The organism is Pseudomonas sp. LBUM1669, from assembly GCF_059695705.1.
Genome location: NZ_CP166784.1, coordinates 706,714 through 720,841, shown reverse-complemented (window position 1 = coordinate 720,841; position 14,128 = coordinate 706,714). Strand labels below are relative to the sequence as shown.

11 protein-coding genes are annotated in these 14,128 nt (G+C 60.7%); 7 read left to right on the top strand and 4 right to left on the bottom strand.

Annotation, left to right across the window (positions count from 1 at the left end; all coding sequences use genetic code 11):
* Positions 1–2: 2 nt before the first annotated feature.
* The 4 genes from speA to ACA051_RS03170 all read right to left on the bottom strand — a co-directional run bounded on the left by speA (position 3) and on the right by ACA051_RS03170 (position 4,432).
* Entirely contained in the window at positions 3–1,916 is a 1,914-nt protein-coding gene (speA, locus tag ACA051_RS03185) for an arginine decarboxylase (RefSeq protein WP_219093800.1), read from the bottom strand.
* 223 nt (positions 1,917–2,139) lie between these two features.
* Positions 2,140–2,511 carry a translation initiation factor Sui1 gene (locus tag ACA051_RS03180; protein ID WP_497307580.1) on the bottom strand — a complete coding sequence of 124 codons (372 nt, stop codon included), beginning with the start codon at positions 2,509–2,511 and terminating at the stop codon, positions 2,140–2,142.
* Between the two features lie 292 nt (positions 2,512–2,803).
* The gene (locus ACA051_RS03175; protein WP_497307578.1) at positions 2,804–3,361 is read right to left on the bottom strand and encodes an NUDIX hydrolase; all 558 of its coding nucleotides are present in this window, start codon (positions 3,359–3,361) and stop codon (positions 2,804–2,806) included.
* A gap of 3 nt (positions 3,362–3,364) precedes the next feature.
* Positions 3,365–4,432: a DUF2333 family protein gene (locus ACA051_RS03170; protein WP_403102875.1), complete on the bottom strand. Its 1,068-nt coding sequence runs from the start codon at positions 4,430–4,432 to the stop codon at positions 3,365–3,367.
* Positions 4,433–4,840: 408 nt separating this feature from the next.
* On the opposite strand from ACA051_RS03170, the gene gcbA reads away from it, so the two are divergent.
* The 7 genes from gcbA (at position 4,841) to prmA (ending at position 14,101) form a co-directional block, all read left to right on the top strand.
* Positions 4,841–6,511, top strand: a complete 1,671-nt coding sequence (gene gcbA / locus ACA051_RS03165) for a diguanylate cyclase GcbA (protein ID WP_497307576.1) — start codon at positions 4,841–4,843, stop codon at positions 6,509–6,511.
* A gap of 52 nt (positions 6,512–6,563) precedes the next feature.
* The gene (locus ACA051_RS03160) at positions 6,564–8,510 is read left to right on the top strand and encodes a methyl-accepting chemotaxis protein (RefSeq protein ID WP_497373467.1); all 1,947 of its coding nucleotides are present in this window, start codon (positions 6,564–6,566) and stop codon (positions 8,508–8,510) included.
* A gap of 168 nt (positions 8,511–8,678) precedes the next feature.
* On the top strand, positions 8,679–10,430 hold the full coding sequence (locus ACA051_RS03155; protein ID WP_497307572.1) for a protein-disulfide reductase DsbD: 1,752 nt from the start codon (positions 8,679–8,681) through the stop codon (positions 10,428–10,430).
* Positions 10,431–10,561: 131 nt separating this feature from the next.
* Positions 10,562–11,014, top strand: coding sequence for a type II 3-dehydroquinate dehydratase (gene aroQ, locus ACA051_RS03150; protein WP_497307571.1), 453 nt, complete (start codon positions 10,562–10,564; stop codon positions 11,012–11,014).
* A gap of 48 nt (positions 11,015–11,062) precedes the next feature.
* Entirely contained in the window at positions 11,063–11,521 is a 459-nt protein-coding gene (gene accB / locus ACA051_RS03145; RefSeq protein WP_497307569.1) for an acetyl-CoA carboxylase biotin carboxyl carrier protein, read from the top strand.
* 17 nt (positions 11,522–11,538) lie between these two features.
* Positions 11,539–12,897 carry an acetyl-CoA carboxylase biotin carboxylase subunit gene (gene accC, locus ACA051_RS03140; RefSeq protein ID WP_008153754.1) on the top strand — a complete coding sequence of 453 codons (1,359 nt, stop codon included), beginning with the start codon at positions 11,539–11,541 and terminating at the stop codon, positions 12,895–12,897.
* Positions 12,898–13,222: 325 nt separating this feature from the next.
* Complete coding sequence (prmA, locus tag ACA051_RS03135) at positions 13,223–14,101, top strand: 50S ribosomal protein L11 methyltransferase (RefSeq protein WP_497373465.1); 879 nt, start codon at positions 13,223–13,225, stop codon at positions 14,099–14,101.
* Positions 14,102–14,128 lie beyond the last annotated feature (27 nt).

The following is a 14,128-nucleotide window of genomic DNA, read 5'->3' as shown; positions in this document are numbered from 1 at the left end:
CCTCAAGAAGACAGGTAAGACGAACGGGTCAGGCCCAGGCGCAGAGCGTCGAGGAACTGGGTGCGCTCGGCAGCGGTGATGCGCGCACTCGCGCACTTGTCGCGGTAGTGGGTCATCAGTTCTTCCGGCGACAAGTGCACGTAACGCAGCATGTCTTCGATGGTGTCGTGGGTTTCGATACCGGCGTGGTACACGCTACCGTCGGCGTTCTGGTAGATGTTCACCGAGTCGGTGTCACCAAACAGGTTGTGCATGTCGCCGAGAATTTCCTGGTAGGCACCGACCAGGAAGATGCCCAGCAGATAGTCCTCGCCCTCGTTCAAACCGTGAACCGGCAGGCTGGTTTCAATACTCTGCTCGTCGACGTATTGCTTGATCTTGCCGTCGGAGTCGCAGGTCAGATCCTGTAGCACGGCACGGCGCAGCGGCTCTTCATCGAGGCGGTGCAACGGCAGGATCGGCAGGACCTGGCCGATGGCCCAGGTGTCCGGCAGGCTCTGGAAGACCGAGAAGTTGCAGATGTACTTGTCGGCCAGCTTGTCGTTGAGTTCGTCGAGCACCTGACGGTGCGAACGCTGACGCGCCTTCAACGAGTTGTGCAGGCGACGGCACACGGCGAAGTAGCATTGCTCGGCCAGGGCTTTCTCGGCCAGGGTCAACTTGCCATCGGCGTACTGGGTCGCGATGTCGCTCATGTAGTGAGTGGCGCGCCAGTAGGTTTCGGTGACCATCTCGATGTCGGTCGGGCCCAGCAGGTCAACCAGCCACTGTACGGTTTCCGGCAGCTCTTCCTTGTTGTCGATCTTCGGCACGTCGTCGTTGTGCTTCTCGACGTCGGTGACCTGCACCACCAGCATGGCGTGGTGAGCGGTCAGGGAACGCCCGCTTTCGGAGAAGATGTTCGGGTGCGGCAGGCTCTGCGCGTCGCAGAATTCCTTGAGCATCCCGACCACGACACCGGCGTAATCGTCCATGTCGTAGTTGATCGAGCTGGCATTGCGCGAGTGCGTACCGTCGTAGTCCACGCCCAAACCGCCACCGACGTCGATGTGGTCCACCGGCAAGCCGAGGTTGCGCAGTTCACCGTAGTAACGAATCGCTTCCTTGAAACCGTGCTGGTAGTCGGCCAGGTTGGCGATCTGCGAGCCCATGTGGAAGTGCAGCAGGCGAATGCCTTGATCCAGGCCAGCCGCGCGGAAGCGCTCGACCACCGACAGCAGCTGCGCCGCCGACAGACCGAACTTGGATTTCTCGCCGCCGGTGTCAGCCCACTTGGACGAAGCGAGGGACGACAGACGCACGCGCAGGCCGACTTGCGGCTTGACCTTCAACGAGGCGGCTTCTTCGATCACCAGCTCAACTTCGGATTCTTTCTCGATCACGATGAACACGTTGTGACCAAGCTTCTGGCCCATCAGCGCCAGACGGATGAACTCGCGGTCCTTGTAACCGTTGCAAACGATGGTGCCGCCCTTCGGTGCCAGGGCTAAAACGGCCAGCAGCTCAGGCTTGGAGCCGGCCTCCAGGCCGATGGACACGTCCTGGGTAGCGATGATGTTTTCGATCACCGCTTCCTGCTGGTTCACCTTGATCGGGTAAAGCGCGGTGTACTTGCTCTGGTACTCCAGGCGCTCGATGTTGGCGTCGAAGGCGCCGGTCAGCTGACGCACGCGGTCTTGCAGAATGTCAGGGAAACGTACCAGCAACGGCAAGGACAGGCCGCTTTTACGCAGCTGGTCGACTTGCTCGAAGAGGTCAATAGGCGAACTGGTCGGACCGTTCGGACGAACTTCGACGCGACCGGCGTCATTGATCGCGAAATACCCGGCCCCCCAATGGCGAATCCCGTAAACACTGCGGCTGTCCGCAACTGTCCATTGGCTGCCATCGTCTTTGCGTGTGCGTCTTACGGACATTGAAGTCCCCTATAAAGAAGTCATAGAGCGTCGCCTGGGTTCAGGCCGGCGCAGTCTAAAGAATGAAAATGACGATTAGCCTGCATGCAAGGGCCATAGACCTCACATTCAGCACTGAGTTTAGAAACCGGTCAGAACAGGCTCTGTGAAAACCATGTAGACGACGCCAGGCCAGAGTTGAATCGGGACTGGATCAAGCCGAGGGTGGTTTTCACAGAGGCTGCTAGCCGCCGGACTTCTTCGCTTTGAAACCCAGCTTGATCAGTTCAGCCAAGAGTAGCTCGACATGATCGCCCTGGATTTCGATGATTCCGTCTTTCAACGCTCCCCCGGTGCCACAGCGTTTCTTCAACGTGGTGGCCAGGTCCTTGAGCGCTTCTTCCGCCAACGGCACGCCGGTGATGGTGGTCACCGTCTTGCCGCCACGCCCCTTGCTTTCGCGACGTACGCGAGCGATGCCGTCGCCGGCAGGGATAACGGTCTGTTTGCAGATGCAGGAGTCCACCGGTTGACTGCAATCCGGGCAATGACGACCTGCGTCGGTGGAAAATACCAAGCCACCAAGGGCGGCGAAGGATGCGGCTTTTTTGGCCACCGGCAATCCTCTTGGGAGGACAAAGACTGGTCGCGGCAACTTGGGAAGCTGCCATCGACCGCGAAGCCCCACTCAGGCAGGGGCAGCGCTACTGAACCGGTACAGACTTGTAGGAGCGAAGCGTGCTCGCGAAGAACGCAAGGACGATGCATACAATCTGGATGCACGCGTTTTCGTTAACGTCCTTCGCGAGCACGCTTCGCTCCTACAGAGAGCAATGCTGGTTCAGTTTGAAAAGGTCGCGCAGTGTAACGGCAAAAAGCCGACTTGCTAAGAGCCAATCGGCGCCAATTTACAGCTCTTTTGCGACGTCCTCGCCACAGGCACGCAGATAGCGCTTCAACGCGGCCAGGGAGTCCGGGCAATAAGGCTTTTGCTGGATTTCCAGCATGACTTGATCGACGGGGATGAAACGCGCTTCCAGCACTTCTTCCGGTTGCAGGATCAACGGGCCGTCCCACACCGCCGAAAACGCCGAACACCAGAGGCGATTGCCGGTGTCCTCGAAGAAGAAGTGATCGTGGGCGGTCAACTCCACGCCGCTCACGCCCAGCTCTTCTTCCAGTTCACGTGCAGCCGATTCGGCATACGTCTCGGTGGCGAGCACCATGCCGCCCGCCGCCACATCCCAGTAACCGGGGTAAATGGCCTTGCTCAGGGTTCGACGATGAACGCACAGTTCACCGGCCGAGTTGAACAGCATGATGTAGGTGCCACGCCCGATCAGCCCGCGTTCGCGCAGGTCGGAGCGGACCAGGGCGCCGAGCAGGTTGTCCTGCTCGTCGACCCAGGCGATGTGTTCGGCATCCGAGGCCGCGCGATGGGCGGCCTCTTTGGCGTTATCCCCCATGACTCAGCCCTGATTGAGCAGTTGACGCAGATCGATCACTGCAGCGTTCGCCCGGGAGATGTAATTGGCCATGACCAGCGAGTGGTTGGCCAGCACACCGAAGCCGCTGCCATTGAGGATCATCGGGCTCCAGACAGGCTCTTGCGAAGCTTCCAGCTCACGAATGATCTGACGCACGCTGACCGTGGCGTTCTTCTTGGCCAGCACATCGGCGAAGTCGACTTCGATGGCGCGCAGCAAGTGCGATAACGCCCAGGCCTGGCCGCGGGCTTCATAGAACACGTTGTCGATCTGCATCCACGGGGTTTCGACGATTTCTTCATCGACCTGCGGCACCTGACCCGGGGCCAGGACTTCGGTTTTCAGTGCGGTATTGAGCTTGACACGGCCGACGCTGGCCGACAGCCGTTGCGACAGCGAACCCAAACGGGTGCCGACATCGCCCAGCCAGTTGTTCAGGTTGTCGGCGCGGGCATAGAACAGTGCGCTTTTTTGACTCGGATCGGACAGACGCGCCTGATAACGGCTCAGGGAATTGATGCCTTCCTGGTATTCGGACTCACTGGAGGGCAGCACCCAGCTCTTGTTGTCGAAGTTGAAACGCGGCTCGGCCTTGGCCAGGTCAGCGTCTTCGGTGGACTGCGACTGGGAACGCGCGAAGTCTTTACGCATTGCACGACTCAGGTCGCGAACCTGGACCAATACGCCATATTCCCAGCTAGGCGTGTTGTCCATCCACAGGCCCGGCGGGAAACGGTCGTTGGAAATATAGCCACCTGGTTTGCTCAGCAACGTACCGGCGACGGTCTTGAGGGTTTCCACCGTGGTGTACCCGATGACCATCTGCTTGCCTTCTTTCTCGGCCGCCACTTGAGCATTCTGTTGAACCGGGAACAGCGCAGGCTCCTGGCTCCAATACCAACCCAGCCCTATCGTCACCAGCAGGTAAAGGCCAATCAACGTGGCCAGCGCCCGGCTGAACAACAGGCCGCCGACGTAACTGCGGGTGGCCGATTTCGGTTCAGCGGCACGTTCAGGCGCGCTGCCCGCGCGATTCTTCCAGTCCAGCATGGCGATATCCTTTCAATCACTTGAGTTCATCGGTTCGACCACAACCCTACGCCATCGTGCCTCGTTTGCCGCGTATTAATCGGGTCGAGGCGCCACTATAAATGAAGCACACACCTTTGTAGCAGCTGGCGTAGCCTGCGTTCGGCTGCGCAGCCGTCGTGAAATCAGGCAATGTGGTGTTTCAGGAATACCTCGCGCTCAGGTTTTACGACTGCTTCGCAGCCGAACGCAGGCTGCGCCAGCTGCTACATGATTGCGCACAGCGGCGAGCCTTTGCGACCAACCAGTCAGGAACTGAATGAGGCCGCTTTGCAGATTATTGACACACGACGCTCATGGGATTGAAAAGAGGTGCTAGCATAGAGCCACCAGTCGATCTCAGCATGCACCCTAACTAGTAGTCAGGATATGACCGAGCCAGAAGACCCCAGCCGTGAGCGCCTCAAGCACCACTTTGCCCAGCGGGTAATTCATCAGGCACGTCAGATTCTTGAGATATGGCAGCGCCTGCAACGCAGCGAGTGGTCCGCCACCGACTTGTCGGAACTGAGCGAGGCCAACCTGCGCCTGCTGCGGTTTGCCGAGCGTTTCGAACAACCGGAGCACACCCAACTGTCGCGCCACATAGGCCTGTCGCTGGAAGCTGTCGACGCCAATCGCGGACGCCTGAGCAGCGGACTGATCACTGACCTCAATCGCTTGATGCAGCGTCTGTCGCGCACTGGCCTGCGTCACGGCGATCAGCTCGAACAGACTTTCCTGCCACCGCTGCGCAAGCCGATCTACGTGATGCTGCAGGATCACGACCGCGCCGAGCGCCTGGCCAAGCAGCTGGAATTTTTCGGGCTCAGCGCCCAATCCCTGGACAGCGTCGCTGCGTTTCGCTCCTCGATGATCGAGCGCCTGCCCGCGGCGATCGTTATGGACGTGGACTTCAGTGGCACCGGTATCGGCCTGAAACTGGCCGCCGAAGCCCAGGTCGGACTGGACGAACCTTTACCGCTGCTGTTCTTCAGCCTGAACGAAACCGACACCCCGACCCGCCTCGCCGCCGTGCGCGCCGGTGGCCAGGAATTTCTCACCGGCACCCTCGAAGCCTCGAGCCTGTTGGAGAAGATCGAAGTCCTGACCTGTGTCGCCCAGTACGAACCTTATAAAGTGCTGATCATCGACGACTCCCGCGCCCAGGCCTTGCACACCGAGCGCCTGCTGAACAGCGCCGGCATTGTCACGCGCACCTTGATCGACCCGATTCAGGCCATGGCCGAACTGGCGGACTTTCAGCCGGACCTGATCATCCTCGACATGTACATGCCGACCTGCACCGGCACGGAACTGGCCAAGGTGATCCGTCACAACGACCGTTACGTCAGCGTGCCGATCATTTACCTGTCGGCCGAAGACGATCTGGACAAGCAACTCGACGCCATGAGCGAAGGCGGCGATGACTTCCTGACCAAACCGATCAAGCCTCGACACCTGATTACCACCGTGCGCAACCGCGCGGCGCGGGCACGCAATCTGAAAGCGCGGATGGTGCGCGACAGCCTGACCGGTTTGTACAACCACACCCACATCCTGCAATTGCTCGAAGACTGCAGCTTCCGCGCCCGCCGCGAGAGCAAGCCGTTGAGTTTTGCGATGCTCGACATCGACCACTTCAAACGGGTCAACGACAGCCACGGCCATCCCATGGGCGACCGGGTGATCAAGAGCCTGGCGCTGTTCCTCAAGCAGCGGCTGCGCAAGACCGATTTCATCGGCCGCTATGGCGGCGAAGAATTCGCCATTGTCATGCCGGACACCGATCTCGAAGCGGCCCACAAAGTGCTCGATGAGATCCGTCAGCGCTTTGCCGAAATCCACTACCCGGCCCAACCCCAGGACCTTTGGTGCACGTTCAGCGCCGGGGTGGTGGAACTGTGCGAACACTCCGACAGCCTGATGATGGCCAGCCAGGCCGACGAAGCGCTGTACCGCGCCAAGGACGGTGGACGCAACCGCGTGCAGGCCGCGCGGACGTCAAAGCAAAGTGCCACTTTTTCATCGGAATGGACCCATTCGGTCATAACCCTGTAACAGAAACGCAATAACTTCAGGCGCTTACCATTCTGCCGTTGGTACACCCGCGATGCGCCTGAAGCTGCTGACCAATCTCAACACCCTCCTTTTAGTCGCCGTGTGCGTGGCCCTTGGCGCGACGCTCTGGTGGTCACAAAAAGCCCTCGAACGCCCTTATCTGCTGATGGAGCGTTACCTCGGTTTGTCTCAGCAATTTCAAAATGAAGTAGCGCGCAACGTCGAGGATTACCTCGCCAGCGGCGATGCCCTGCGCCTGAGCAGCGCCAGCCAGGCCATCGACGGCCTGCAAAAGGAACTCGCTGAGTTGCCGCCGGCCCTGGCCGACACCTTGCGTCCGAGCCTGTCGAACCTGAGTGAATTCAGCAAAACCGACCTGCTGGCTGCCGGAAAACTCGCCGGTGATCCTCAGGCGCTGCTGCTGCAAGCCGAACGCGAACTCGGCGCCAGCCTCGACCAGTTGAGCCAATACGCCAGCGGTAACGCGGCCTACCTCGCGCCCTTGCTCGCTGCGTCCCAGCACTTGGGCAAACTGTCGCTGGCCCGGGACAAACTGGTCAGCAGCGGCCGCAGTGAACTGGCCGCCGATGTCGAGCGCGAAGTCGCCAGCATCCGCGCGCAGTCTGAGCTGATCGGCGCCTTGCCGCTGCTCGGCGTGGCCGCGAGCAGCGAATCCGGCACGGATGATTTCGCCGCAATGATGGGGTTGGAGAACACCGAAAAAACCGTCGCCGAAGATGCCGGGGTCGGTCTCAAACGGGAACTCAACAGCCTGCTGACGCGTTACCCCGCTGAACTGGCGCGCACTCGCGAGCAGATCCAGAAACGCACCGACCTCAGCGCCGCGACACACCTGAAAATCGCCGACGTACAGCAGGCCATTGCCGGCCTGGAGCCAGTGGTCCGCGCCCAGCACGGGCAGATCCAGGGCGAAGTGCGCTTGATGCAAGGCGTGATGATCGGCCTGATTCTGCTGATTGCCTTGTTGATCGACACCTTGCAACGGAAACTGGCCCGGACACTGACCAACCTCGCCCCAGCCCTTTCGACCTGGGCCGAAGGCGACTTCAGCCAGGACATTCAATTGGGCAAAACCAATCGCGAACTGCACGACATTGAAGCCTCGCTCAATCGCTTGCGCGCCTATCTGGTGGACCTGGTGGGGACCATTCGCCTCAATGCCGAGCAGGTGGCCTGCAGCAGCCGCACCCTGGCCGAGTTGAGCAACGACTTGCACAGCGGTGCCGAACACCAGGCGGGCGACACCGCGCTGATCCGTGATTCTCTGGGTGAACTGGAAGCAACGATTCAACAAGTTGCCGGCGATGCCAGCCAGGCCGCCGACGCCAGTCGTCACGCCGGATTGGCGGTCGAGCATGGTCAGCAGGTCATCGGCTTGAGCCTCACCGGCTTGCATGCGCTGGTGGGTGAAGTGCAAGGCAATGCGCAAATGATCGAGCACCTGGCTGAAGAGTCGGCGACCATCGGCGGCGTGCTGACGGTGATCCGCTCGATTGCCGACCAGACCAACCTGCTGGCCCTGAACGCCGCCATCGAAGCCGCCCGCGCCGGGGAGATGGGTCGTGGATTTGCGGTGGTGGCGGAGGAGGTTCGCTCACTGGCGCAACGCACCGCCGGGGCCACGGCAGAGATCCAGACCTTGATCGCCGGCCTGCAAGCCGCCGCGCGGCAATCGGTGGAAGGCATGCGCGCCCAGGTCGAACACGCCGAAGCCACGGCCAATCAAGCGCAAGCGGCCGACGGTGCCCTGGATAAAATCGTCGGGGCGATCCAGACCATTTCCGACACTGCCGTGCGCATTGCCGATGTCACTGCGCAGCAGAGTGGCGCCGTCAGTGAGATCCGCGATCACAGTGAGCGGATTCACCAGTTGGGTGGGGATAACTTGTTGCGCATCGGCGAGGGACGCGTGCAAGGGGAGAATTTGTTGGTGTTGGGTGGGCGACTGCATACAGCCGTTCAGGCCTTCCGCGTCTGACACACCCCAGCCCCCCGTAGGAGCGAGGCTTGCCCGCGAACCATACGATGCGGTCATTCGGACAAACCGCGTAATCGTTCTTCGCGGGCAAGCCTCGCTCCTACAGGGGCGGGGCAATCCGCGCGACTGTCCGCTATCATGCCCTCACTTTCGATACGCGAGATTGTCATGCGCCGCTTGCTCTGCCTGCTGCTTTTAGTGCTCGCCCTGCCGGCCACCGCCGCCGGGTTGCTGGAGAGTCGGCCCAGTTCCACCCTGGGCTCGATCAACAACAGCGCCGACTTCCTGCCGGTGCGCGAGGCGTTTCAGCTGCGTCTGGTCGACAGCACGCCGCAATCGATCAAGCTGCGGTTTGTCGCGACCGAGGGTTACTACCTCTATCGGCATCGCTTTCAGTTTCGCGCCGATCCTGCCGAAGTTGGCTTAGGCGCGGCGCAATTGCCCAAGGGCGAACAGAAGCACGATGAGTACTTTGGCGACGTCGAGGTCTATCACGGCGTGCTCGACGTCGAAGTGCCGCGCACCGATCCGCGCGCCTTCACGCTGGTCGTGACCTATCAGGGCTGCGCCGACAAAGGCCTGTGTTATCCGCCCGAAACCGAACGACTGAACATTGACGGCATTGGCGCACCGACGCCCGCCACCGCCCAGACCTGGACCTGGCGCGAGCTCGCCTTGTTCTTTCTTGCGGGTCTGGGGTTGACCTTCACCCCGTGCGTGTTGCCGATGCTGCCGATCCTCTCCGGCGTGGTATTGCGCGGCCAGGTCGGCGGGTTGCGCGGTTTCAATCTGTCGCTCGCTTACGTGCTGCCAATGGCTGCCTGTTTCGCCCTGCTGGGGGCATTGATGGGCCTGTTCGGCGCCCAGCTCAACCTTCAGGCGCGCCTGCAATCGGCGTGGGTGCTGGTGCCGTTCGCGATGTTTTTTGCGGTGTTTGCCCTCGCGATGTTCGGCGTGTTCGAACTCAAGTTGCCCCACGCCATCAGCAGTCGCCTGGACCGGATCGCCGGCCGCACCGAAGGCGGTTCGCTATGGGGCGCCGCGGTCCTGGGCGTGGTATCCAGCCTGCTGGTGTCGCCCTGCGTGTCGGCGCCGCTGGCCGGCGCGCTGCTTTACATCAGCGCCAGCGGCGATGCGCTGGGGGGTGGTTTGAAACTGTTCATGCTCGGCCTCGGCATGGGCGCGCCGCTGTTGCTTGTGGCCACCGGCGGCGCAGCCTGGCTGCCGAAAAGCGGGCCGTGGCTGGTCTATGTGAAAAATGCGATTGGCGTATTGCTGCTGGGGCTGGCGATCGGACTGGTCAGTCGCGTGTTGCCAGGGCAAATCACCTTGCTGCTGATCGGTTTGCTGGCCGGCGGCGTCGGCTTGTTCATGGGCGCGCTGGAGTTCGTCTACAAACCGCCGCGAAAACGCCTCGGCCAACTGCTCGGGATGTTCCTGCTGTTTTACGCGCTGGCCTGTTGGTTCGGAGCGTTCAGCGGGCAGACCGACCCGCTCAACCCGATTGGCTCACCACGCATCATTGCCGGCAATGAACAGCCGCAAAACACCGGCGCCTGGCAAACCATCAGCACCCCGGCGGACCTGGATCGCGTCCTCGCCGACGCCCGATCCGCCGGCACCCCGCTGCTGCTCGACTGGTACGCCGACTGGTGCATCAGCTGCAAAGTCATCGAACGCGAAGTGCTCAACGACGCCACCGTCGTCGAACGACTGAAAGGCTATCGTCTCGTGCGCTTCGACATCACCGCCAGCAATGCCGAGCAACGCGCCTTGCTCGATCGCTACAAACTGTTCGGCCCTCCGGCCCTGATGTTTTTCGGCAAAGACGGTGTCGAACGGACCGATGTGCGAGTGATCGGCGAGATCAACGCAGCAGACTTCGCCGAACGTGTTGCGAAAGCAAATGACCGGATTTAACAAGCCGGTCACATATTTCGCGCAAACATCGGCTATCGTGCTGGCTATTGCATAGAACTGGACAGTCACAAAGGCTTTGCGGCATAGTCGCCGAGTTCTGACAACTGCACACAGATAACAAGGAACAGCAGATGGCGACGTTATTGGTTCTGCACGGCCCCAACCTGAACTTGCTCGGCACCCGCGAACCGGGTACCTACGGCGCTACGACACTGGCGCAGATCAACCAGGACCTGGAACGCCGTGCCCGTGAAGCCGGCCATCATTTGCTTTACCTGCAAAGCAACGCCGAGTACGAATTGATTGACCGCATCCACGCTGCCCGTGGCGAAGGTGTGGACTTCATTCTGATCAATCCAGCAGCTTTTACACACACAAGTGTCGCATTACGTGACGCGCTGCTGGCGGTGAGCATCCCATTCATCGAAGTGCATTTGTCTAACGTGCACAAACGCGAACCTTTCCGCCATCACTCTTACTTCTCCGACGTAGCGGTGGGAGTGATCTGCGGCCTTGGCGCCAGCGGTTATCGACTGGCCCTGGAGGCCGCACTAGAGCAGCTTGAAAGACAGGCAACGACTTGAACAACAAGCGTTAAACGCCCCTGACCGACCCTTGGGAGTTGATGATTCATGGATATCCGTAAAGTTAAGAAACTGATCGAACTGCTGGAAGAGTCCGGCATCGACGAGCTCGAGATCAAGGAAGGCGAAGAGTCCGTACGCATCAGCCGTCATAGCAAAACCCCGGCTCAGCAGTTCTACGCACCGGCTCCGATGCAACAGGCGCCTGCGCCAGTGGCTGCTGCTCCGGTCGCCGCTGCAGCGCCTGCTGCTCCGGCCGCGCCAGTGCTGAACGGCACCGTTGCCCGTTCGCCGATGGTCGGCACCTTCTATCGCAAATCTTCGCCAGGCTCGCCGTCCTTCGTTGAAGTCGGCCAGACCGTGAAGAAAGGCGACACTCTGTGCATCGTCGAAGCCATGAAGATGATGAACCACATCGAAGCTGAAACCAGCGGTGTGATCGAATCCATCCTCGTCGAAGACGGCCAGCCGGTTGAGTACGACCAACCGCTGTTCACCATCGTTTGAACCGCGGAGAGACTTTGATGACTGCGAAGTTGGAAAAAGTTCTGATCGCCAACCGCGGTGAGATCGCCCTGCGGATCCTGCGCGCCTGCAAAGAGATGGGCATCAAGACTGTCGCCGTTTACTCCAAGGCCGACAAAGAGCTGATGCACCTGGGCCTGGCAGATGAATCCGTCTGCATCGGTCCGGCCTCGGCCGCCCACTCTTACCTGCACATTCCGGCCATCATCGCCGCGGCTGAAGTGACCGGCGCCACCGCCATTCACCCAGGCTACGGTTTCCTTGCGGAAAACGCTGATTTCGCTGAACAGGTCGAGAACTCCGGCTTCGCGTTCATTGGCCCGAAAGCCGACACCATTCGCCTGATGGGCGACAAGGTATCGGCCAAGCACGCCATGATCGCGGCTGGCGTTCCAACTGTTCCGGGTTCCGACGGCCCACTGCCGGAAGACGAAGAAACCGCTCTGCGCATCGGTCGCGAAGTCGGTTACCCGGTGATCATCAAAGCCGCTGGCGGCGGTGGTGGTCGCGGCATGCGCGTTGTGCATAAAGAAGAAGACCTGATCTCCTTCGCCAAACTGACCCGCACCGAAGCAGGCGCTGCCTTTGGCAACCCGATGGTCTATCTGGAAAAATTCCTGACCAACCCACGTCACGTGGAAGTCCAGGTGCTTTCCGATGGCCAGGGCCACGCCATCCATCTGGGCGACCGCGATTGCTCACTGCAACGTCGTCACCAGAAGGTTCTCGAAGAAGCGCCAGCACCGGGCATCGACGAGAAGGCTCGTGCTGAAGTCCTCGCCCGCTGCGTCAAGGCGTGCATCGACATCAACTACCGTGGCGCGGGCACGTTCGAGTTCCTGTACGAGAACGGCGCGTTCTATTTCATCGAAATGAACACCCGCGTTCAGGTTGAACACCCGGTTTCGGAAATGGTCACCGGCATCGACATCGTCAAGGAGATGCTCAGCATCGCCGCTGGCAACAAGCTGTCGTACACCCAGGAAGACGTGGTTATCCGCGGTCATGCACTGGAATGCCGGATCAACGCCGAAGACCCGAAAACCTTCATGCCAAGCCCAGGCACGGTCAAGCATTTCCACGCTCCAGGCGGCAACGGCGTTCGCGTCGATTCGCACCTGTACAGCGGTTATGCCGTTCCGCCGAACTACGATTCGTTGATCGGCAAGCTGATCACCTACGGCGCAACCCGTGACGAAGCGTTGGCGCGCATGCGCAATGCGCTGGACGAAATCGTTGTCGACGGGATCAAGACCAACATCCCGCTGCACCGTGACCTGGTCCGCGATGAAGGCTTCTGCAAAGGTGGGATCAACATCCACTACCTGGAACACAAGCTGGCTGGCGAAAAGCACTAAGCTTTAGCCCGATCAACAAAGCCGCCCTAGGGCGGCTTTGTTGTTTCTGGAGATTGCTACGCACAGAAACCCTGTGGCGAGGGAGCTTGCTCCCGCTCGGCTGCGCAGCAACCGCAAACCATTCAACTTCGCTTTATCAGACTGATCCGACCTTGCCATTTTGGGAGCGCTTCGCGCTCCAGCGGGAGCAAGCTCCCTCGCCACAGGTGATTTGTTAACCGCTGAACCCTGGCAACCCGGTCGTCTTCTGTCGCGCGCTCGCGTAAACTTGCGCGCTTCTCGCAGCCCGCTAGGCTGCAATCAATATTTTTCAAAGGTGCCCGCCATGCCTTGGCTGCAAGTCCGTCTCGCCATCAGCCCAGAACAAGCCGAAACCTACGAAGACGCTTTCCTTGAAGTGGGCGCCGTATCGGTGACGTTCATGGACGCCGAAGACCAGCCGATCTTCGAGCCGGAACTCAATACCACGCCACTGTGGTCGCACACTCACCTGCTGGCCCTGTTCGAAGGCGGCACCGAAGCGGCCAGCGTGCTGGCTCATCTTGAGTTGCTGACCGGCAGCCCGCTGCCCGAGCATCACAGCGAAGTCATCGAAGACCAGGACTGGGAACGCAGCTGGATGGACGATTTTCAGCCAATGCGCTTCGGCCAACGCCTGTGGATCGTTCCAAGCTGGCACGCTGCCCCTGAACCCGACGCCGTGAACATTCTGCTGGACCCGGGCCTGGCGTTCGGCACCGGCACCCACCCGACCACCGCACTGTGCCTGGAATGGCTCGACGGTCAGGACCTCAAAGACTGCAACGTCCTCGACTTCGGTTGCGGCTCGGGGATCTTGGCGATTGCCGCCCTGCTGCTGGGCGCCAAGGAAGCCGTCGGCACCGACATCGACGTCCAGGCGCTGGAAGCGTCCCGTGACAACGCCGGGCGCAACAACATTGCCGATGCACTCTTGCCGCTGTACCTGCCGGAAGATCTGCCACAGGTTCAGGCCGACGTGCTGGTGGCCAACATTCTGGCCGGACCGCTGGTTTCCCTGGCGCCGCAATTGTCCAGCCTGGTCAAGCCCGGTGGTCGTCTGGCGTTGTCGGGCATCCTCGCCGAGCAAGGCGAAGAAGTCGCCAAAGCCTACGCTCAAGACTTCGATCTGGACCCGATCGCCAATCGCGATGGCTGGGTGCGCATCACTGGCCGTCGGCGCTAGAATGAGCGCCTGCATAAACCGGATCGC